Annotated in this window: 14 protein-coding genes; 9 read left to right on the top strand and 5 right to left on the bottom strand. The window is 34.5% G+C overall.

Going from position 1 to position 22,050, the window contains the following annotated elements:
• Nucleotides 1-53: 53 nt before the first annotated feature.
• The gene (locus tag GSY47_RS02780) at nucleotides 54-776 is read right to left on the bottom strand and encodes a hypothetical protein (RefSeq protein ID WP_179006188.1); all 723 of its coding nucleotides are present in this window, start codon (nucleotides 774-776) and stop codon (nucleotides 54-56) included.
• 230 nt (nucleotides 777-1,006) lie between these two features.
• On the opposite strand from GSY47_RS02780, the gene GSY47_RS02775 reads away from it, so the two are divergent.
• From GSY47_RS02775 to GSY47_RS02740, 8 genes are all read left to right on the top strand, one after another.
• Nucleotides 1,007-1,546: a hydrolase gene (locus tag GSY47_RS02775; protein ID WP_179006186.1), complete on the top strand. Its 540-nt coding sequence runs from the start codon at nucleotides 1,007-1,009 to the stop codon at nucleotides 1,544-1,546.
• A gap of 83 nt (nucleotides 1,547-1,629) precedes the next feature.
• Nucleotides 1,630-3,573, top strand: coding sequence for a glycoside hydrolase family 97 protein (locus GSY47_RS02770; protein WP_179006184.1), 1,944 nt, complete (start codon nucleotides 1,630-1,632; stop codon nucleotides 3,571-3,573).
• A gap of 238 nt (nucleotides 3,574-3,811) precedes the next feature.
• Entirely contained in the window at nucleotides 3,812-4,711 is a 900-nt protein-coding gene (locus GSY47_RS02765; RefSeq protein WP_179006181.1) for a carbohydrate kinase family protein, read from the top strand.
• A 399-nt stretch (nucleotides 4,712-5,110) separates the two neighbouring features.
• On the top strand, nucleotides 5,111-7,291 hold the full coding sequence (locus GSY47_RS02760; RefSeq protein WP_179006180.1) for an HAD-IIB family hydrolase: 2,181 nt from the start codon (nucleotides 5,111-5,113) through the stop codon (nucleotides 7,289-7,291).
• 303 nt (nucleotides 7,292-7,594) lie between these two features.
• Nucleotides 7,595-9,106 (top strand): glycoside hydrolase family protein, encoded by a 1,512-nt coding sequence (locus GSY47_RS02755; protein ID WP_179006179.1) that lies wholly within the window; start codon nucleotides 7,595-7,597, stop codon nucleotides 9,104-9,106.
• 274 nt (nucleotides 9,107-9,380) lie between these two features.
• A complete protein-coding gene (locus GSY47_RS02750; RefSeq protein WP_179006178.1) occupies nucleotides 9,381-9,902 on the top strand; it encodes a PPC domain-containing DNA-binding protein in 522 nt (173 codons plus the stop codon).
• A gap of 332 nt (nucleotides 9,903-10,234) precedes the next feature.
• On the top strand, nucleotides 10,235-10,825 hold the full coding sequence (locus GSY47_RS02745) for a Crp/Fnr family transcriptional regulator (RefSeq protein ID WP_179006177.1): 591 nt from the start codon (nucleotides 10,235-10,237) through the stop codon (nucleotides 10,823-10,825).
• Between the two features lie 74 nt (nucleotides 10,826-10,899).
• On the top strand, nucleotides 10,900-11,595 hold the full coding sequence (locus GSY47_RS02740; RefSeq protein ID WP_179006176.1) for a CPBP family intramembrane glutamic endopeptidase: 696 nt from the start codon (nucleotides 10,900-10,902) through the stop codon (nucleotides 11,593-11,595).
• 330 nt (nucleotides 11,596-11,925) lie between these two features.
• On the opposite strand, the gene GSY47_RS02735 is transcribed toward GSY47_RS02740, so the two are convergent.
• Both GSY47_RS02735 and GSY47_RS02730 read right to left on the bottom strand, forming a co-directional pair.
• Nucleotides 11,926-12,285: a hypothetical protein gene (locus GSY47_RS02735; protein WP_179006175.1), complete on the bottom strand. Its 360-nt coding sequence runs from the start codon at nucleotides 12,283-12,285 to the stop codon at nucleotides 11,926-11,928.
• A gap of 63 nt (nucleotides 12,286-12,348) precedes the next feature.
• On the bottom strand, nucleotides 12,349-13,239 hold the full coding sequence (locus GSY47_RS02730; RefSeq protein ID WP_179006174.1) for a LysR family transcriptional regulator: 891 nt from the start codon (nucleotides 13,237-13,239) through the stop codon (nucleotides 12,349-12,351).
• Nucleotides 13,240-13,368: 129 nt separating this feature from the next.
• Here GSY47_RS02730 and GSY47_RS02725 point away from each other — a divergent pair, with 129 nt between their 5' ends.
• Nucleotides 13,369-13,926 carry a hypothetical protein gene (locus GSY47_RS02725; RefSeq protein WP_179006173.1) on the top strand — a complete coding sequence of 186 codons (558 nt, stop codon included), beginning with the start codon at nucleotides 13,369-13,371 and terminating at the stop codon, nucleotides 13,924-13,926.
• A gap of 85 nt (nucleotides 13,927-14,011) precedes the next feature.
• Here GSY47_RS02725 and GSY47_RS02720 read toward each other — a convergent pair whose 3' ends face one another.
• Together GSY47_RS02720 and GSY47_RS02715 are read right to left on the bottom strand one after the other, a co-directional pair.
• Nucleotides 14,012-14,662 carry a hypothetical protein gene (locus GSY47_RS02720; RefSeq protein ID WP_179006172.1) on the bottom strand — a complete coding sequence of 217 codons (651 nt, stop codon included), beginning with the start codon at nucleotides 14,660-14,662 and terminating at the stop codon, nucleotides 14,012-14,014.
• A gap of 89 nt (nucleotides 14,663-14,751) precedes the next feature.
• On the bottom strand, nucleotides 14,752-22,035 hold the full coding sequence (locus GSY47_RS02715) for a pectinesterase family protein (protein ID WP_219071092.1): 7,284 nt from the start codon (nucleotides 22,033-22,035) through the stop codon (nucleotides 14,752-14,754).
• Nucleotides 22,036-22,050: the final 15 nt, after the last annotated feature.

Here is a 22,050-nt window from a genome sequence, read left to right as displayed (position 1 = left end):
TTTTCCTGATCATAAAGGCGGTCCAAATAGACCGCCTTTCTTGCTTATAAGTATTACTGAAAAGGATTCAAACTGCTTCTGTATTTATCCATAATACTTTTGAATAAATCTTTGTTGGAAGGCGGAGAAAGTACAATGGCTTTAGATCCCGAATTAATAGATTCTTCAATATCTGTTAAACTTTTCCCTCCAGTCGCCATTATAGGAAAGTTGGGAAACTTAGCTTTTATTTCTTGTACAATTTTATTCGTGTGCATACCGCCGGATACATGAAAAACATTTACTCCTGCATCTATTCTCTTTTTTAGGAAGTCAAAATCTGAAGTCGCTACAGTTGCTATGATAGGTAGTGAAACTTTTTGTCTAATTTTTTTAATGTCTTTATTCTCAAACGGAATATTTACAATTATACCTGATGCTCCCATTTCTTCAGCATAAATTGCCATTTCGAGAGATTTTTTTCCTTTGGTTTTTCCTCCTCCAACTCCGCAAACAACAGGTTTTCCAGAAAAATCAATTAAGGTTTTTATGATTTTTGGAGAAGGCGGAAAAGGATAAACAGCCAAAATTGCATCGGCATCATTATTTTCAATTAAAGCCATATCGGTCGAAAAAAGAAACGATTTTAAATTTTCATTCCCTAACCACAACCCTTGACAGTTTTTACCAATTATTTCTGGTGTACTAAGTTCTTTATCGATTGTTTTATTTCTTTTAAACAATCGATCCCAGAATGAAATTTTCTTTTTGCTTCCCCAAATTGAATTGATCTGCATACTTCCTTTTTTTATTACATTTTGACCAAATTTAGCATACTGGAATTTATTTGTTTTATAAAATGCAACGTAAAAATTACATCTTGTAATGAGTTGAGGAAAATTTGTAGTGAAACCAAAAAATCAATATTTTCAACATTCAAAATCGAATTGTTTTCTACCAGAAGAAGTTCTTTTTACGTGTCTTTTTTGAGTAAATTAGAGAGCTCAATCTGATTAAACAAAAATATATGCTGACACAAGAAAACACAGGTTTAATAATCGTTGATGTGCAAGGCAAACTCGCACGTATTGTACACGAAAGTGAAAAAATGATCAGCAATCTAGAAAAACTAATCCGTGGTTGTCAAATTTTATCGCTTCCTATAATCTATCTAGAACAAAATCCAAACGGATTAGGAAATACTATACCCGAATTAAAGCAATTACTCGGAAATCAAAAAGCAATAGAAAAATATACTTTTAATGCTTTTGAAAACGATGAGTTTAAAAATGCCGTTTTACAAACCAAACGCAAACAATGGTTAGTCTGTGGTATCGAAGCGCATATATGTGTTTATCAAACCGCCGTGGGACTTTTAACCCAAAATTTTGAAGTTGAAATTGTAACAGATTGTACCTCTTCCCGATCCAAAAACAGCATTGATTTAGCTTTTCAAAAAATACAACAAAAAGGAGTTAGTTTAACGAATGTCGAAATGTGTCTTTATGAATTGGTAAAGGATTCTAGAAATGAAAATTTTAAAGGAATATTGGGGTTGATTAAATAATTAAAAATTTATATAAAGTATATTTTTTTGCGTTTTAAAGTGTTAAGTTTACACTTAAACTTATTAACTTCAAAAACCACTTTATGAGATTAATTTTATTCGCCTTGCTTTTTCTCTCCTATTCTAACGCATTAAAAGCACAAACTACATCAGCCTTAAGTCCAGATAAAAATATAGAACTAAAAATATCGGTTACAGATGGTAAAGTCTTCTATAATTTATTCTATCAAAAAGAAGAGTTTCTAAGCCAATCACCTTTAGGACTTTTGAGTTCAGCAGGAGATTTTACAAAAGATCTCAAATTAATTGGTAAAACTTCCTCTAAAATTCAAGAATCCTATAAACTAAACCGCTCAAAAGTAAGTCAGGTAAACTATCTGGCGAATGAAAGTAAATTTACTTTTGTTAATAAAGAGAATGACACGATTGGTATAATCTTCAGGATTTCAAACAATGACATTGCATTTAGCTATTGGATTCCAAAAAATAAAAAGAATACTACTGACTGCATTATCGAAAAGGAAATAACTGGTTTCAAACTTCCATCAGGAACAACCACTTTTATAACGCCACAAGCGCCCCCACTAAGCGGATGGCAGAAAACAAAACCGTCTTATGAGGAAGAATATACAAGAGAGGAAAAAATTGGAACAAAATCACAATATGGATTAGGTTATACTTTTCCAGCTCTTTTTCATTTAGGAAATAAAGGCTGGTTATTAATTTCTGAAACTGGAATCAGTGGTAATTATCCTGGAACTAGATTAAGTGATGCTGATTCAAACGGAATTTATTCTATTCGTTTTCCTCAGGAAGGTGAAAACAATTTTAATGGTGCAGTAACGGCCTCTTCTACGCTTCCAATGCAAACATCATGGAAAACAATTACCTTGGGAAGAACGTTAAAACCAATTGTAGAATCGACTGTTGCGACAGATGTTGTAAAACCACTTATTAAATCTTCAAAAATATTTGATACAGGTCGCGCAAGCTGGAGCTGGATTGTATGGCAGGACGAAAGCTGTAACTATAATGACCAAAAAACTTTTATCGATCTTGCGGCAAACCTAAAATGTGAGTTTATTTTAATTGATGCTCTTTGGGATGTAAACATCGGAAAAGAAAAAATGACCGAACTGGTAAATTATGCCAAATCAAAAAAGGTCGGCGTTATTTTATGGTACAATTCTAATGGAAACTGGAATACGGCGCCACAAACTCCAAAAGATAAAATGAATACTTCAGAAGCCCGCAGAAAAGAAATGCAGTGGTTACAGCAAATTGGAGTAAAAGGTTTAAAAATTGACTTTTTTGGTGGTGACAAACAAGTTACCATGAAATTATATCATGATATACTAACTGATGCAGCTGAATTCGGTTTAGGAATTAATTTTCATGGTGCCACACTTCCTCGAGGATGGGAAAGAATGTATCCCAACTACATGACAAGTGAAGCAGTTTTAGCTTCTGAGAATTTAGTTTTTCAACAAGGATTCAGTGATCGATATCCTTCAACTGCTACTATTTATCCTTTTACTAGAAATACAGTTGCAGCAATGGATTTTGGGCCTGTTTTCTTAAATAAACGTCTGCATCGTGATCCGAACAAAGGAACTGTAAGAAAAACAACAGATGCTTTTGAAATGGCAACTGCTGTAGTATTCTTTTCCCCAGTGCAGCATTGGGGTTTAACTCCCGAAAACTTAAAAGAAAAACCATCTTACCTATTTGATTACTTAAAACATGTCCCAACGGTATGGGATGAAACTTTATATATAGACGGTTATCCTGGAAAGTATTGTGTAATTGCAAGAAGAAAAAACACAAAATGGTATGTTGCTGCAATTAATGGAGAAAATGTACGCAAAAAAATTACGGTGAATCTGCCAATGTTAAAAGGAAAAGAAATTTCTATTATAGCTGATGGCAATGATCAGGAATCTAAATTTAACACTCAAAAATTACAAAATACAACTTTTGATTTCGATCTTTCTCCAAATGGAGGAACCGTATTATTTATGCCATAAAATCACAGCAAAATATACTATTTAAATCTCTCTCAAAAAGCTGAATACGACATTCAGCTTTTTGAGTTTAAATAAACTTATAATTAAAAAAATTACACTTAACGGAATGATCTAATTAATAATTTATCGTTATTTCATTTGCTAATCCTTTGTCAATGCCGACAATCTTTACTATTTTTATAAAATCATGAGGTTTTTAGGCCTTATTAATTAAAATTTTATAAAAGACAAATTTAGAATGAACAACGACAAAAAACTTAAAGCAGTCGCTTTCGGAGAAGTACTTTGGGATATTTTTGACAACATAAAAAAAATTGGCGGAGCCCCATTAAATGTGGCGCTTCGTATGAAAGCTTTAGGGGCCGATGTCAACATGATTAGCTGTGTTGGTAATGACTCAGACGGCGAAGCGATTATCAACGAAGTCAAGAAATTAGGTTTGAATACAGAAACAATCCTGAAATCAGATAATTTCCCAACTGGATTGGTCAATGTGATTTTAGACGAAAGCAAATCGGCTACTTATGAAATTCTTTATCCTTCAGCTTGGGACAAAATTATTTTAAATGATACAGCTATAGAATCCGTTCAAAATGCCGATGTATTAATCTATGGAAGTTTGGTCTGCAGAGACGAAGTTTCCAGACAAGCATTGGAAGAACTTCTTCATACAGACGCTTACAAAGTTTTTGATGTTAACTTAAGAAAACCACATTATACTTATGAAATTCTTAAACAGTTAATGGACGCTGCTAATTTCATCAAGTTCAATGATGAAGAATTAATGGAAATCAGTGCTGCTTTCGATTCTCCTTACACCACTTTAGAAGAAAACATGAATTTTATCTGCTCTTTTACCAATGCCACGGCAATTTGTGTGACAAGAGGAAAAGATGGCGCTTTATTATTATGGGATAAACATCTTTATGAAAATACGGGTTATGTGGTAAAAGTAGAAGATACCGTAGGTGCGGGAGATTCTTTTTTAGGTGCTTTGGTAACTTCGCTTTTAACGGGAAAAGAACCACAGCAAGCTTTAAATTTTGCTTGTGCAACCGGAGCTTTGGTTGCAGGATCTTCCGGAGCAAATCCTGAAATTCTTTTATCGAGAATTGATGATTTGATTAATCAGAATTAAGTTTTCTATTCTCTCGCAGATTGACCAGATTTTTTGTTCTTTTACTAAATCTGCGAGAGAATAAAAATGCTCCAGCGGAGCAGAATATTTATAACATACAAATTGCGAGACGATAAAAAGCTCCAGCGGAGCGACATTTTATTTCTCCACATATCCAATCCTTTCTTCATATTCTTTCAAATTAAAAAAATCAGCAAAATCTGCTCAATCTGCGAGAGAAATTCACCCCCTCAAATCTTTTAATTAAAATCAATAAATCTTTTCCGTGACTGTATTTTTATAATTTAAACATCCAAAACACACTTCAAACATGGGAAATATGTAAATTTTAAATGGAATTATTTCTTCCTAATCTTTATGGGTGCAGTAACTTGCGAATTCTAAATAATTTAAGGAAGAATGATGAAAAAATTACGAATTTCTCTTATCAATATACACGGACTCTTAAAAGGTTCTGGACTCGAAATCGGTCGTGATGCCGATAACGGCGGACAGACTAAATATATCTACGAATTAGCCGAATTTTTATCACAACACGAAGATGTCGAACATGTACATCTTTTCACAAGATTAATTGACGATCCTCATCTTTCTCCTGAATATGCTGTCCCGGTTGAAATTATAAATGATAAATTGGATATTAGGCGAATTCCATTTCTAGGCAAAAAATATAAAGCCAAAGAACAGCTTTGGGAAGGTCTGGATACTTTTGTGAATGGCGTTGTACAGCATATAAAACAACACAACATCTTTCCCGACTGGATTCATTCCCATTATGGAGACGCTGGTTACGCCGCAGCCGAATTATCGGCCATATTAAATGTTCCTTTTGCACATACTGGACATTCTTTAGGATTTTATAAAAAGAAAAAACTACTTGAAAGTGGGCAAACAGAAGAAGAACTTGAAAAAAAATTCAAATTTTCTGCTCGAATTGCCGCCGAAGAACGAACTTTAGAACTCTCCGAATTTATTGTTACTTCTACAGAACAAGAAATTGAAACTTATAAAGCTTATAAGAATTTCGAATTAGCCAAATACCACGCTATTTCGCCGGGAATCGACACTAGAAAATTTGTTCCTTATTACTTTCAGGAAAACGATACAGAAAAAAACTTGGAAGAAGCGCAACGCAAATACTGGGTTGCCGAAAGCATTTCAAAATTCCTTACCAATCCGCACAAACCTATTATTCTGGCACTTTCAAGACCAGATCGCCATAAAAACCTAAATACTCTTATTGAAGTTTATGGTAAAGACAAAGAACTGCAAAGTATTGCCAATCTGGTCATTTTTGCTGGAATTCGAAAAGATATTGCCAAAATGCCTGAGTCAGAAAAAAACGTTTTAACCGATTTGCTTCTCCTAATGGATAAATATGATTTATACGGAAAAATGGCAATTCCTAAAAAACATGATGTCGAAAATGAAGTTTCTATCATTTACCGTTATGCAGCCGAAAAACGAGGTGTTTTTGTGAATTTAGCTTTGCATGAAAACTTCGGCTTGACCGTAATAGAATCGGCAAGTTCGGGACTTCCAGTTGTGGTTACTAAAAATGGTGGACCTTCAGAAATTATTCCAGTTTGTCAGAACGGAGAATTGGTAAATCCACAGGAAGAAAGCCAGATTAAAAAAGCGCTAAGGAATATTTTAACCGATGAAAATCAATGGAAATATTATTCGAATAATGGAGCCATTAACATTCAAAAACATTACAGCTGGGTTAGTCATGTGAATCAATATGTAGAATTGGTCAATGAAAATCTTTCGCTTTCTTCAGGTGCTGGAATCAAAAAACAGCATTATCCAAATATTAATATTGGCAGACTAAAAAGAAATATCGATCATTTATTGGTTTCTGATATTGACGGGACTTTGATCGAACCTAAACTGGCAAATCCTGGATTAAAAGAATTGAAAACACATCTTACCAATCGAACGGAAAAAATGGCTTTTGCAATGGCTTCAGGCAGGAATTTAGAGTTGGTTAAAAAAGTAATCGACGAAGAAGAATTTCCCCTACCCGATTTCATTATCTGTTCTGTTGGAACTGAGATTTATTATACCAACGGTAAAGATTACATTCTTGATAAAGGCTGGGCAAAATTCTTAGCTGGAAGATGGAAAAGAGACGATATTTTAAACCGATTAAAAGCTGTTAAATGGATAAAACTTCAGGAAGACGAAGCGCAAAATCCTTATAAAATCTCTTACTATTATGAAAAGGAACATTACAATCATGATGAATTGATTGAGGCTTTGGGAACAGGCTGGTACAAAGTAAATATTATTCCGAGCCACGGACAGTTTCTGGATTTCATTCCGAAAAGGGCTTCTAAAGGAAATGCCATCAAATTTTTATGCCGAAAATGGTCGATACCGCTTTCGAATGTAATTGCAGCGGGAGATTCAGGAAACGATGTGGATATGTTTAGAGGGCCAGTGAAAGGAATTATAGTAGGAAACCGAAGCGCAGAACTGGCAGATTATGAAACGACCAAAAGTATTTATGTGGCAAAAACATTTGCTTCAGAAGGAATTTTGGAAGGTTTAAAGCATTATAAAATAATAAAGTAAAAATTAAAGTCACGAATTACACAAATTTTTAATTCGTGTAATTAGTGGCAAAAAAATTAAACACATAGAAACATAGATTTTTATTCTGAATTAAAAAAAGAATACAAAAAGAAACTAGTTTCTAACACATAGCCCACACAGTTTGTCATCCTGACGAAGGAAGGATGACAAGTTTGAGAGTAAGATAGTGAAAGCTATGTTTTTTATTAGAAATGAAATGCCTTTCAAAACAAAGCATAACTATGTTTCTATGTGTTTAAAAAAAATTAAAGAAAAATAGTAACAGATTAAAAAAATAATAAAATGTATTCAGGTTCAGGATTTAGCAACTGGGAAATCGGAGATGTTGATGTATTTATAGATGAAAAAGGAATTCATCATTTGTTTCACTTAATTATTCCAAACCACGATTATATTGCTCATGCGATATCAAAAGATGGTCTTTCGTGGAAACGAGTAAAAAACGCTTTGTTTGTTGGCGATCCAGGAGAATGGGACGACGATATGCTCTGGACAATGCACATCAGTAAAAGATCGGAAGGAGACGGTTATGAAATGTATTATACTGGTTTAAAACGTCAGGATAAGGGAATTGAACAAAAAGTGGGAAGAGCCATTTCTGCCGATTTATTAACCTGGAAAAAAGAGAATTTGTACGGACTTCCTTTTAAAAGCGAAGCACCGCATTATGAAAGCAAAAATAATAATCCGAGGGAATGGATCAGTTTTCGAGATCCTTTTAAATACCAATACAAAGGAGAAGATTATTTATTAATCTGCGCCAGAAGTGCTTCGGGACCAACTTATAGACGCGGCTGTATCGGAATTGCAAAAAGAGAACAGGAAGGTTATGTTTTGCAAAAACCGCTTCATATTCCGTATGTATATGATGATGTGGAATGTCCTTGTGTTTTTGAAATTAAAGGAAATCACTATTTACTGGGTTCCATTCGCGAAGATATAAAAGTTCGTTACTGGTCTTCTGCAGAATTTAGAGGAGAATATTCTGCCTTTCATAATAATGTGCTAATGCCACAGGGAAATTATGCGGCGAGAGTTGTAAAAGACGGAAAACATTATTTGGTCTATAACTTTTATTTTGCCGATGGAAATGTCAATACACACCGCGTTATTCCGCCTCCAAAAGAATTGGATATAGATAAAAGCGGCCGTCTTTTGCTAAAGACTTATTATTACTGGGAAAAACTCTATAAGAAAACTATTCTTCAAAAAGATTTACCACAGCCCATGCCAATTCTTGGAAACCCTTCTGCTGAATTTGTTCAGGAGAATGAAAACAAATGGCGATTTGGATGCCGAAGCGGTTATGAAATTTACGGCTTCGAAAAACCTTCCAACGATTTTGTCTGGGAAGGCACTTTTTCTGTTGAAGGAATGGGAAAAACAGGTTTTGTTATTGAATGTGATAAAGAAGGAACAGGTTATTATATTTCGATCGATTTTATGAATGGTTTTGTTCAATTCAGAGCTTGGGGATTTAATGAAAAGGATGTGAAGAATAATTTTATCTTTGAAAATATTCAGACCAATCAGTTTGAAATTAGTGAAGAAAAACAGATTTCTTTTAAGATCATCCGTTATGGAAATTACTACGAACTTTCAATCAATGAAATTGTAAAACTGACCTTGCTAGATTTTAAATACAACGAGGGAAAAGTTGGTATTTACGTTTGTTCAGCAGTTATTTCGATTAGCGATTCTAAAATTCATGTTATTCCAGAGCCTGAAAATGAATATGCCGCATCCGATCCTGAAAAATATGACAATGAATTACAGCCGAATTCTATTGTTTAAACTCTTTATTTATAATGATATAATTAAATTAAACACATAGAAACATAGATTTTCGTTGTGCTAAAAAAGGCATTTCACTTTTAATAAAACACATAGCTATTTGCTTCTCTAACTTTGTCAAAGTTTAAAACTTTGACAAAGTTATCTAACGAGTTTAGGTCAAACTATGTGTTAGAAACTAGTTTCTTTCTATAATCTTTAAAGACAATGAAAATCTATGTTTTTATGTGTTTAAAATCTTTTTATTATCAATTACAACTTTAATTAATTTCTTATGAAAAATCAAATCCATAAAACCTTTATTGCTTTAGCATTTTTGCTGACTTACAATTTATCTCACGGACAACAAAACGATAAAGAAAAATGCCGTTATACCAAAACTCCAAATGGTTATTTGATGGTTCTTCGCGAAGGCGATAATGTGTTAGCTTTAATTGAAAATCTGGCGAAAGAACAAAACATTCCTTCTGCTAATTTTACTGGAATTGGTTTTGCGCAAGACGCTACATTTGGTTTTTATGATTTCAGCCAAAAGAAATTTCATCCAAAAACTTTCAATAAGGTCGAAATGGGAAGCATTACTGGTTCTATTGCTTGGAGCGGAGAAAAACCTTCGATTCATATGCATGGTGTAGCAACAGATGATAAATTTGATGCTTATGGTGGTCATATTCTAGCTCTAAAAGTCGGAACGGGTTCTATGGAAATTTATATTACAGTTAATAATGAAAAACTGGAACGAAAAGTGGAACAGCCTTTAAATGCTAATGTTTTACAATTGCCTTGTTTGAAGTAAATTTTCACTGAAATAAAGCTGTTGAGTTTTATTAAACACATAGAAACATAGATTTTCTTTATGCTAAAAAAGGCATTTCATTTAGAATAAATCACATAATTTTCTAAGCGTGAAACTTTGTCAAAGTTTTGAACTTTGACAAAGTTGGCCGATAGTTCACACAAAGCTATGTGTTAGAAACTAGTTTCTTTCTAAACTCTTTTTATTAAGTTTAAAACTAAAAAATCTATGTTCCTATGTGTTTAAAAAAACAGTCCCAACAAGTTAACACAGTTGTTTTTACTTTGAAAGATAAAACTTATATTGGCTTCTTAAACTGATATCTTTTAGCAATGCCACAAAGTCCTTCTCCTGAAGATGTAAAAAGAATTTTCGAAACCTATTTTACCGCAGATATGACTATCTGGAAAGGGTTCTCCGAAAAAATCAAAGTAAGGGAATTCGAAAAATCAGAAATCATAAAAGATTACAATGCTGTAGAAAGATATCTCAACATTGTTATAAAAGGATCAGCAGGATTATTTGTTTGGGATGGGAAAAGAGATATCTGCATTAATCTTCTTTATGAAAAAAGTTTCATCAGTGATTATATGTCTTTCTTAAATCAACAGCCCACTGTTATCAAAACAGAAGCATTGGAAGAATTGACTTTATGGTCTATCTCTTATTCTGATTTAAACGAATTGTACCAAAGATCTGAAACAGGTTTACGAATTGGAAAAGCAATTTCTGAAATGCTTTATGTACGCAAGCAGCAGGAGCAAATTAATCTTTTAACACTTTCTCCTCAAGAACGTTATTTAAAACTTATAGAAGGCCGTCCGGAAATATTCCAGAGAACTCCTCTAAAAATCATTGCTTCTTATCTCGGATTAACGGCAGAAAGTTTAAGCCGAATCCGAAAAAGAGTTATGGAAAAATGATTTCTTACCCAAAGTCAATTTTATTTTCATTTATGCTCGCTAAGTTTGCTTCACTAAATCAAACGAAATAACTTATGAAAACTAAAATCAACTTTGGCGCTATTATAGTTTATTATGTAATCGCAGTAATCTGCAGATATGCAGCAGTAAAAACTAATTTATTATCTGGAATTGAAAATCCATATTTGGTAATTCTTCTTCGTGGTGTTGGCCCTGCTTTGGGTGCCTTGGCAGCGATAAAAATATTCTCTCTTGAAAATCCAATGTCTTTAAAAGGAATTTACAAAAATGCCATAGTTCCATTAGCTGTTTATTGGCTATTGCCAGCATTTTTAATTGCAGGAACTTATTATTTCGTTATGGGTAAATTCCCAATTCTATTAATGTTTACGGTTTTAGTTTACGGGCTATTAGAAGAAATTGGATGGCGAGGATTTTTGCAGGAACAATTAAAATCACTTCCTAAATTTACTTCTATCCTAATTATTGCTGTTCTTTGGTTTGCATGGCATTTAAACTTTGAAACTACTCCAAGCAACATGGTTTTCTTAGGCATCATCTTCTTTGGCAGCTGGGGAATCGGAAAAGTATACTCTTCTACAGGTTCGTTATTAGCTGTTGCAGGAGTACATTCTCTAAACAATTTCTTCCGCAATGGTTTGCATGATACGGAATTGACGCTAATCGTAACTTTATTGATTATCTGGGTGGGCTTTATTATAATTTATAACAGAAGAAATAAAAAAGCATTAAACCCAATTGTTGAATAATTATAAAAAAATTAAACACATAGAAACATAGATTTTCTTTACGCTAAGAAAAGTCATTTCACTTTTAATAAAACACATAGCATTATGTTTTAAAAAGCCACAACCCGAGCGATAGCGAACAGGCGAAGCAATTTCAGAAATTTTCACAAATTTTTAATTCGCGGAAATTTGTGAAATTTGTGGCAAAAAAATAAACCCATAGCTTGGCGTAAGATTCGGAATGAACTTTGACAAAGTATATAACTCACAAAACTATGTGCATTTATGAAAGTGAAACGCCTATTTAAGGCTCCTAAAAACTATGTTTCTATGTGTTTAAAAAAAGTAACTTTAATTCAATTGCTCTGAACTTTCTATTCTTAAACAATGTTCGGCTCCAAGATAAAGTGGGTTTCCATGTTTTTCAGACCAAAATCCGTCAAGAACATCTTTTGTAATACAACGATAAACTGCAACTCCTTTGTACGTTTTATTGTCATCTCCTTTATAACTGAAATTGATAACCAAAATATTGTCTTTAAAGAAACCATGTCCTTTTTGAACTTGTGAATTATTGATAAGCCAATGCGCCACAATTCGGTTATTTTTATCCAGATTTAAAGTCAAAATACCTTTATAGGTTATTTCGTTACTCTCCTCCTGATTGCTTCCGGAAATGGAATATTTGCCAACTAAATCTTGTATTGTCATTTACTTTCTTTATCCAAATGAGGATTTATGAGGGCAAAGGTACAAATTCAGTGTTTTTTAATTTTATTCATTTCTGTAAACTTCACTCTTTTTCAATAAAATTTCCTGAAAAAGCACTAGCGATTTTTTATGATAAATTCCTTTTGAAATTGCTATAGTGGCTTCTCGGACTGTATTTTTTCCTTCTAACGGAATTGCTTTTAATTCTTTAAAATCAAATAAAGAAGTATGCATCAAAATAGTTGACCATTTATTGGTATTCGCTAACTGAAGCAAACTATGAATATCGTTAATTTCCATTTTTGTATGAAGCGGAATTCCTTTGTCATCAAGTAATTTATCCAACAAGTTCCTGATACTGTAACTCTGTGAAGGAAGTGCTAAAGGTAATGCTGTAACTTTTTCAAGCGCTACTTTTTTCAGTTTAGCCCAAGAATGAGATTGATGAACAATTAAGGAAAGATGAGCCGAAAAGAGTTTATTTATCATAAGTTCATTATGTCCCAATTCCGACATAAAAGAAAGCATACAGTCAATTTTATAATCCAGGATTTTTTGAAGCAAATCAGTTGTAGAACCGTATATAATCTGAATTTCTATATCAGGATATTTTTCGTTGTACTCCACAATCGATTCCATTAAGAGTTCTTGCAATCCATAAGTCGAACCAATAATTATTTTCCCAGATTTCATATTGTTTAAATCGAGTAAAACCTGCCTGCTTTCTTCTGCCTGGTGAATCGTTTTTCTAGCATATTGAAGCATAACTTCTCCAGCTTCCGTCAGTCGGACACGTTTGGCTATTCTGTCAAAAAGAAGTGTATCCAGCGAATTTTCGAGTTCTTTAATCTGATGTGATAAAGTGCTTTGCGTAATGAATAAATCTTCTGCTGCCTGAGTGAAATTTAAAAGTTCTGCTGCTCGGACGAAATATTTTAACTGACGAAGTTCCATACTTTCTTATTTTTTCTAAAAGTACAATTTTATAATCGAAATTTTCGATTGATTTAATCTAAAAATATCATTTCCACGATTGAATTCTATTACGGAACTTTGACTTAAATAATTAAAAAACATAAAATCATGGAAATTATACAAACTTCAGAAAATGCATTATCAGCAACAACGGTTTCAGCTGTAATGAATGCGCCAATTGAAAAAATTAATATTGCAGACTGGCTTTTAAATTTGCCTGATGCAGAATACCAACGTTGTTCTGTAAACCACATTGCAGCTGGAATTACTTCAAATTTTGAAGGTGTTCCAATGTCAATCAACGTAGAATATGTAGGAACTGCTCTTGTAGTACAACATTATATTTTTGATCAATATCGACCAGAATATTGCAGAATGCTTTCTGTTTCTGATACTATTACCGCAAGCGGAAGATCTAAAGTACAAGTGCTTTGGGAATTGAGAGCTGAAAAAATCGATGATAAGACTTCTATGTTCACCAATACTATTCATGCTACTGCAACACCCGAATTTCTTGAATTTATTAAAGAATATGGGATTTTATTAGCGGAAGCAGCAAAAGCCCGACAAGAAGCTTCTGATGCACACAATCATGAAGAAACACCGCTTTTTGCAAAAAGTATCGAGAATAAAGCTTTGTATGGAAAATATAATCTTCCTTTTTAATAAAGGCTTGATTCTTCTTTAGATGTAAAAAACAAAAATAGGCTATCAAAAGACAGCCTATTTTTTCCAAAAACTAATTCTAAAATTAGTTAAAAATAATTGCGTGATCTTTTTCTATCCTTAACAGAGAATTAGATATTTTAGCTGTAAAATTCTTTGCTTCGGAACGACTAACATTTCCTTTGTACTGCATTACAAAACTCACGTCATTCTGAGTCGAACTTAATACTCCGTCTTTGTAATAACTTGCAGTCCCTTTTCCCGTAAAACTAACTTTATAATTATCTCCGTTTTCACTAACTTTAAAAGTACCACTGGTTGGTTTTATGCTGACACCATTGGTTACTGACATACCGCCTTTTTCTGCATTGATGTTTTTCCCTAATAATGATTGTCCCCATTTTGTAAAAGTATAAGCCGTTGCTTCAGAATATCCTCCAAAACTGTAATCCCCTTTTGCTAAATTATTCTTTAATGAAGAAAACAATTCGAAGTACACAACTGCTCCATCTTCCTTATCCGAAATGGATTTTGATCGTAACGAAAAATCTATGTTATAAGCATTTCCCCTTACTCCGTAATTTTCAAGATAACCTTGCGATAATTCTACCGTTTGGTTTCCAATTTTCAAATAACCTTTGTTTGCATTAGCATCCTGATCACTTTCATTATCACTTGAACAAGATGATAATAAAGTAATGAAAACCAGCATTATTAATTTAATACTATTATTCATATCTATGATGATTTATTTTTTATACTGATGAATTTGTGTTCTAAATCAGGGATGAAAATTGAAAACTTTCATCCCATGATTCTATAAACTTATTTAACTATAATTCTAGCCGTTTCTCCTGTTTTTAAACTTTTGATAAAGTAACTTCCAGAAGCTAAATCAGAAATTGAGATGTCAGTCTCTAAACCAATCACATCTACTTGTTTAACTAAAAGTCCATTCATACTGAAAATAGCCAAACGATCCAATTCTGTGCTTGATCTTAAAGTAATCTTGCCACTGGCAACAGTTGGGAAAACTAAAAACTCGCCCAGCTTTTTCCAGCGTCCGTAAACCGTTGCATTTTCCTTTTGAGTAGTACCAAAACCCGTTACTTCTCTACCGTATAAAGCATCAGCATACCAGCCTAAGAATCGGTAACCTGTAGCTTGTGCTTCTTCTAAAACAAAAGCTGTTCCGGTCTGTACACTTGTTTTATTTGGATTAACGGCTCCAGATGGCAGATTCAAATAAGAAATACTATAGAATGTCGGTGGAATTACCTCATCTTTTTTGTTATTCCCATCTACTCCCCAAAAGGCATAAAAGGTTTGATTACCTGTTGCTGTAATTGCAATTTCTTTAATCGAATTTGGTGTTGTTGCAGAAGCTGACCATCCGAAGAAAGTATAATCTTTTAAAGTTGGAACCGGTAAAGTAAGTGCAGTTCCTTCTGTATATTCAACAGGAGTTAATCCAGAGATAGCTTTACCATCGATTGAATTCATGTACGTAACTCCCGATTTCACAGCAGGTTTTGGATCTGGTTTATTATTACCTCCTTCTCCCCAAAAAGCATAAAAAGTTTGGTTTCCCGTTGCTGTCGCCAGAATGGTTTTAAGTAATCCTGGAGTAGTTGTAGAAGCCGACCAACCAAAGAAAGTATACCCTTCCAATTTTGGTGCTGGTAAATTGGTTACCGCTCCTTCCATAAATTCAGATGGAGATAATGTAATGACTTTTCCGTCTATTGAATTCACATAATTAATTAGTGAAAACTTAGCATCTGCTTTTAACCATCTTGGATCTCCAAGTACTCCGCCTTCCGATGAAGCTTTCGCTAAAGGAGAATTTTTAGAGAAGCTAAAATCTCCAGAAATAGGATTTGGAAATGACAGTGATAATAATTCTAAATTATTAATTGTTTTAACATTAGTTTCAGTAACCGTAACTGTTCCTTTAACTACTTGTGAAGTTACTCCAACCAAAAGATTATTGTCTAAAACTGCTTTTCCTGCACCACTCGCATGACTCGAATTGAACATAAAAATCGGTTTTGGATTTTCACGTTCGTCCTGCATAATATTATTTTTAAAGGTATAAGTCGAAGTATTGCTGTACTGATTATTGATAAACACAAAACCATCTTGACTTCCCGAATTATGAATAGTATTATTTTCAATCGCAACATTTAAGTTTTCATTGACTGCATCTTTTTTCTGAAGCATTATAAAACTATTTCCTTTTTTGTAATTAAAAACCGTTGAATTTTTAACCGAAATCGTATTTACAATATGTGAATCGGGTTGAATAAAACTCGCGCTTTCTGAAGCCGTTCCATTAATAATACAATTCTCCAAAATTATTTTAGAAATTGGATGATCACTCGCACCTTCCGTTACGAATAAGCTTTGTTTAATTCCTTTAATGGAAGCATTTTTTATTTCAAAAGCCGATACTCCAGAACCATTTTTAAACTGAAATACATTAGAGTAAGTATTCGTTAAATCAAAATCAACTCCAGTAAAACTGAAACTTCCTGAAAAAATTTCTGCTTGATCAGATGAAAATGAACCTGCAAAAACGGGTTTCGCATTTTCGTCAGGAACGAAAGTGTATTTATGATTTTTAACCGCAAGCGCTGTAGTTGTAGTATAAGTACCGCTTGCCATTATAAACTTCGAACCGTCTTCTGCAGCATTGTATTTCTCCACAAAATTCTGCGGATTGACATAAATATCCAAACTTCCGTTTTGAACCGCTGTAATATGATTGACCAAACTATTGATATAAACTTCAATATTGGTATAAACTCCGTCAACTGTTTTTAGATTTCCATCGGCCGCACTTGCAGGATTTAAACCTTTTTCAGTTTCCCATTTATCTGGCATTCCATCTCCATCTGTATCTAATGGAGCTTCGCCAGTAGGAAGAACTGGCCATCCTCCAGTTGCCGATGGTGTATCAATATAACCGTTTGTGCTTCCGTTACCTCCATTCATAATACTTGCAGTACCAGAACGAGTGTCATCTACGGCTCTTTTGTCAACAGCATCTCTAAAAAGATTGGCTCCAGCATTATCAAGAACCAATTGATACGCTTTTGTAGCACTATGCGTTGTTATTTCGCCTGGTGCATGAGATGCACTTATTTTGATTGCTGCTTTATCGGCATCGCTCACAGGAAGCTGACTGCCATGAAACTGACTGTAAACTCCGTATGTCCAGTTATCCTGCGTAGCTCTTTCAGAACCTACTACGTAATTTCCATCCACAAAATATTTACCCCAAACTCCATACAATGGTGAAGTCGTATCTAAACTTCTTCCTGTAGATAAAATACGTTCTTTGGTAGAATTCGAAGTTCCAGGACCTGGTTTCCAATAATTGTTAACCAAGTTTACATTCATGGCATCTCCGCCATAACAGCTGTTTCCGCCCCAGTTATAGATTACGTTATTACGAATATCAACTAAATCGGTTTTTGCAAAAATATCATTGGCATATTCTCCTAGTCTTGGATTTCTACTATCATGATGTGCTAACAAATTATGGTGGAATGAAGCATTTTTACCTCCCCAAACACCTCCGTAACCGTGCGCTCCTTTGGCATGAACAGAATTCCGAAGGCTTTCAGAAATGATACACCATTGAAGTGTAAAGTTTTCATTTTGATAGAAAGAAACACATTCGTCTGTTGACCAGCTCATCGAACAGTGATCTACTATGATATTTTTCTGAAAACGTCCGCCTAAGGCATCATTTTCCACATCATGAGTGTCTCCCATTCTAAAACGTAAATAACGTAGAATAACATTATTTCCTCTAACCTTAACATTGTAATCTTTTAAAGTAATACCACCGCCCGGAGCTGTTTGACCAGCGATGGTGATATTATCGGTAACATTTAATTCGCTTTTCAGTTCGATATTTCCAGATACTTTAAAAACGACAATTCTTGGTCCAGCCTGACCAATAGCTTCACGAAGAGAACCTGCTCCAGAATCATTTAAATTAGTTACATAAATCACTTTTCCACCGCGTCCTCCTGTTACATATTTTCCGTAACCCTCAGCTCCTGGGAAAGCAGGAATTGTTTCACTGCCTCCACCTGTAGCCTCTTTTTTAACTTCTATTTTTCCTTCTCCTGTAAAGAACTCCGGATTAGTTGTTTTATCGTAAGTTCCTTCTTTAAATTCTACTCCGTTAATAGTTAATTTTTGAACATTTAAAACAGTGTTTAAAGATGCTTTTCCGTTTTCTGTAATAATCAGATTTAAATTGGAACCAGCCGCTCGTTCATTGCTGAAAATGATGTAATTATCCTGACCAATTTTTATCGTTCCCGAACCAAAAGCATTTGCCGAAGCTCCTTCAATTACTGTTGGATAATTTAAGGCTGGGAATTTGGTGCTTTTCTGCGTTACATCCCAAGTACCAATAAACTCGCTGTTATCTCCCTTTAATAATAAAGTTCCTGTGTTTGCATTTACTCCCTGACCTGTATTTAGCGGAGAAACTATTCCATTTCCTGAAATTGGCCCACTTAAAGTCAATATCGTTTGATTGGCAATTCCTGAAATCATTTCGAATTTTACATTTCCAGAAACAATCATTGGTGCTTCTAAAGTCATTCCTGCACCACTTGTATTATAATAAACTCTTGTTCCGTCTTTGAATGTTAAATTTCCTGTGGCTTTATGAGCGCCTCTTAATCGAAGTGTTCCTCCACTTAAAAAAGTCATATCGGCTAGAAAAACGGTTGCTGTCGTTTCTATTTCTTTTGTACAAGAAACGGTCTTACCTGCAGCAGGCATTTCGGCAGGACTAAAGTTGGCTGCATTATCCCAATTTTTATTTACAGCTGCTGTAAAATCATAATCGAAATTAGTTGGAGGTATTACCTCATCCGGTTTATTATTTCCAGCTGTTCCCCAATAAGCATATAAAGTCTGATTTCCTGTTGTTGTAGCTGTAATTTCTTTAAGTGTATTGGGAACAGTCGCAGAAGCTGACCATCCGTAAAAGGTATAACCGTTTAAAGTCGGCACTGGTAAAGTTAAGGCTGTTCCTTCTGTATATTCAACAGGAGTTAAACTAGCTATTGTTGTTCCGTCTATTGAATTTAAATACACGATAGTAGATTTCACAGCACCACCAATCGTCATACTTATACTGCTTACATCGCTCAATCCGCCGTATTCATTGGCCGACTGGATTGTATAGTTATAAGTTCCTGCTTTTGTATCGGTATCTGCATAAAGGGCATCTGTTGTAATAGCTACGATTTTGCCATCTTTGCTGATTACATAACACATCGCATATTTATTTTCATCCCATTTTAAAGTATTCTTGTCAGATACTAAAAGATTAGAAGGTTTTGTAACTTGTTCTACTATGGTACGCGGATCCCATTTATCAGTTCCGCTTAATACATTTTCTATAGTATATTCGTCAGCCTGAACTTTTGTCAAAACTGGATTGTAATTTCCTGTTTTTGAAACGCCGTCAACAGTAAAGGTATTGGTTCTGTTATCGGTGTTAACAGCAATTCCGTTTCCGTTAACACTGTTATACTCTGCAAAAAGTGCTGGATATGTTCCCATATTTGCCCAACCCAGGACATTTGGTTCATTAATCATTTTGGTATTTAGATAAACCGCTCTAGGTGCATTCTGCCAAGGACGGCCTAAATAATAACTTGTAGCTGCCGTGATTGTATTGTTATTGAAAATATAACCGTACTGCGTTGCTGCGTCGTGATTTGGCGCTACGATATAACCAGAAGCAACCGAAACCAGTTTACATTCTTCAAACCAATGTGTTCCGCCTCCGCAGATGAAATCCACATCGCCTTCAATTGTTGATTTATAATAGAAACTTCTTTTTCCTCCTGTAACTTGAGTGTCTTGCTTACTTCTTAAACGCACTCCGTTATACACATTTCGATCTCCCGCTGGATTCAGCGCTGGTCTTTGGCCTGATGTTGTAATTCCATCTTTATGCTCGATCGTTACATTTTCCATGTACAAATCATTGGCTTCAATAGAAAGAACGGCATTTTTGATTCCCCAGCCTGGATTTCCCTGCAGAATTACTTTATCTTTTGATTGGGCAACTAAAGAAACATTGTTTTTTCCTGTTGGAAGTTTCAATACAATATCCTGCGGATTTGTTCCGTCTCCACCTAAATTATAAGTTCCGTTTGTAATCAAAACCAAAAATCTGGAAGCCGAATTGTTTGGAGCCAAATTAAAAGCCTCTGCTATCGTTTTGACATATTTTTTTGAAGCAATCTGTTCATCAGTAGCATTGGCATCAACAATTAAATCAAAATTACGTTTAACAGGAACTGGTTTTTCCATTGTTTTAAAGGAAAGAGTCAAAGCAGATCCATTGTTTCCTGAAAGATCTTTTACAAATCCTGCCGGAATGGTAAACGTGTATTGTTTATTATATTCTAATCCGAAATAGCTGAATTTTACCGTTTTATTGATAAACTCCGCATTTAGATTTTTTCCATTTAAAACGGCTTGTCCTGTACCAAATTGAACTTGTTCATTATAATTCAAGATGATGTTTCCATTTGCCCCAACTGAACTGGCCAATTCCGCAGGCAATGAAGATTCTAAAACAGGTGCATTCGTATCAACAACCAAAACCTCATCGGCTTTAATCATCAAATTAGAAATAATTGTTGCGGTAACATCAACAGCAGATCCATGTTTTGGTCCATTACTATTTGGAAACCATCTTAAATAGATTTTTTCTTTTCCTTCTGCTTCAGCAGGAAGAATTCCGCCAATAGAAGTAATGGTATTCGTATTTATAGTTGTTAAAGCTGAGACATTCACAAAGTTTACTCCATCTAATGAATATTGGAAAGTCCATTCGTCTGCTCCGTAATAATAACCAAGAAGTCCAGAGGCAACATTTATGTTTTTATAACCCACGGTTGAAAGTGTCGTCATAAAATAATAGAAATTCCCTCTCTCTGTATTCCAGACACAAAAACCGTTCTTTCCGCCTCTGTTCTGAAGTCTTACGTTTGGAGCCAAAACATTATCGGCAACATTATACGCCATTAACTGCGGACGGTTTTCAATTTTAGAATATAATTCGGCTACACGCGGATTCGCATATTGATCGGTTTTGAATGTCCATCCGGCAATAAAATTCTGGTTGGCATAAGTTCCCGTAACCGTTTGGTTCTGATTCATAACTACAGAAGTATTTAACGACGTAGAACCATCAGACCAGTTGCTGAACTTTACAATGTCATTTTCTACCGCTGTAACCGTAACATTCGTGCCTTTTTCATAAACAGAAAATGCGCCGTCTTTTCCCGCAGGAGAAATGGTGTAATCTCCCAAGCCAAATGCTCCATTCACATTTACAGTCAATGAATAGGTTTCTAATGTTTCATATTGTGCAATTAAAGTCGCATCTGCCTCAATAGTATAAGTTAAAGGATTTGCAGTCGAAACCACAGCCCCTTTATCATCTACCCATTGTTTGAAGTTATAACCAAAATTCTTATTGGCTGTCAGTGTAATTGCAGTTCCTTTTACAAAAGTAGTTCCTGCCGGATTCAGCGTAATTGTTCCAGATGAAGCTGGATTAACGTTCGTTGTCAGTTTATACGTTACCGCATTTGGATTCTCCGTAACCTTTTCAAAATAATCGAGATTAAATAAATACCCTGTATTGGTGGGATGTTTAAAAAGGAATACCAAATCAAAAGTTCCCGTTGTGGGCTGAATCGCCACAGAAAACTTCTTATAATCTGTAAAACTGGTACTTCCGGAAACTGTTGCTGTTCCAATTAAAGTTCCGGTTTCTGATCCTAACCTCAATTCGATAGTTCCTCCTGTTGCTCCCGCGGCGGCGATATCGAAACGGGTTACAAATTCGGTAAAATTGATGCCGTTGAATTTAATCCAGGTATTGTTTTTAATATACCCGACATTTCCTCCTCCCGAAAGAGAAGCATTTGTTTCGGCTCTGGCTCCTGAAGCCTGATTGAATTTTTCGGCTTCAATTCTCTCAATGGTCTGAGAGTACCCCATCACTGTAAACAGTATGAGGAATAGATGAATAAATTGTTTTTTCATTTGGTTTAAAGTTGG

The sequence above is a fragment of the Flavobacterium quisquiliarum genome, from assembly GCF_019308285.1.
In the GTDB taxonomy this organism is placed as follows: domain Bacteria; phylum Bacteroidota; class Bacteroidia; order Flavobacteriales; family Flavobacteriaceae; genus Flavobacterium; species Flavobacterium quisquiliarum.
Note: the sequence above shows the minus strand (reverse complement) of the source record. Positions and strands in the feature narration are given on the sequence as shown.

What these genes read in the sequence shown, in the direction of transcription:
- GSY47_RS02780 (WP_179006188.1), bottom strand. Translation starts at nt 776, where the DNA reads ATGCAGATCAATTCAATTTGGGGAAGCAAAAAGAAAATTTCATTCTGG.
- GSY47_RS02765 (WP_179006181.1), top strand. Translation starts at nt 3,812, where the DNA reads ATGAACAACGACAAAAAACTTAAAGCAGTCGCTTTCGGAGAAGTACTT.
- GSY47_RS02775 (WP_179006186.1), top strand. Translation starts at nt 1,007, where the DNA reads ATGCTGACACAAGAAAACACAGGTTTAATAATCGTTGATGTGCAAGGC.
- GSY47_RS02755 (WP_179006179.1), top strand. Translation starts at nt 7,595, where the DNA reads ATGTATTCAGGTTCAGGATTTAGCAACTGGGAAATCGGAGATGTTGAT.
- GSY47_RS02740 (WP_179006176.1), top strand. Translation starts at nt 10,900, where the DNA reads ATGAAAACTAAAATCAACTTTGGCGCTATTATAGTTTATTATGTAATC.
- GSY47_RS02750 (WP_179006178.1), top strand. Translation starts at nt 9,381, where the DNA reads ATGAAAAATCAAATCCATAAAACCTTTATTGCTTTAGCATTTTTGCTG.
- GSY47_RS02735 (WP_179006175.1), bottom strand. Translation starts at nt 12,285, where the DNA reads ATGACAATACAAGATTTAGTTGGCAAATATTCCATTTCCGGAAGCAAT.
- GSY47_RS02760 (WP_179006180.1), top strand. Translation starts at nt 5,111, where the DNA reads ATGATGAAAAAATTACGAATTTCTCTTATCAATATACACGGACTCTTA.
- GSY47_RS02720 (WP_179006172.1), bottom strand. Translation starts at nt 14,662, where the DNA reads ATGAATAATAGTATTAAATTAATAATGCTGGTTTTCATTACTTTATTA.
- GSY47_RS02725 (WP_179006173.1), top strand. Translation starts at nt 13,369, where the DNA reads ATGGAAATTATACAAACTTCAGAAAATGCATTATCAGCAACAACGGTT.
- GSY47_RS02730 (WP_179006174.1), bottom strand. Translation starts at nt 13,239, where the DNA reads ATGGAACTTCGTCAGTTAAAATATTTCGTCCGAGCAGCAGAACTTTTA.
- GSY47_RS02745 (WP_179006177.1), top strand. Translation starts at nt 10,235, where the DNA reads ATGCCACAAAGTCCTTCTCCTGAAGATGTAAAAAGAATTTTCGAAACC.
- GSY47_RS02715 (WP_219071092.1), bottom strand. Translation starts at nt 22,035, where the DNA reads ATGAAAAAACAATTTATTCATCTATTCCTCATACTGTTTACAGTGATG.
- GSY47_RS02770 (WP_179006184.1), top strand. Translation starts at nt 1,630, where the DNA reads ATGAGATTAATTTTATTCGCCTTGCTTTTTCTCTCCTATTCTAACGCA.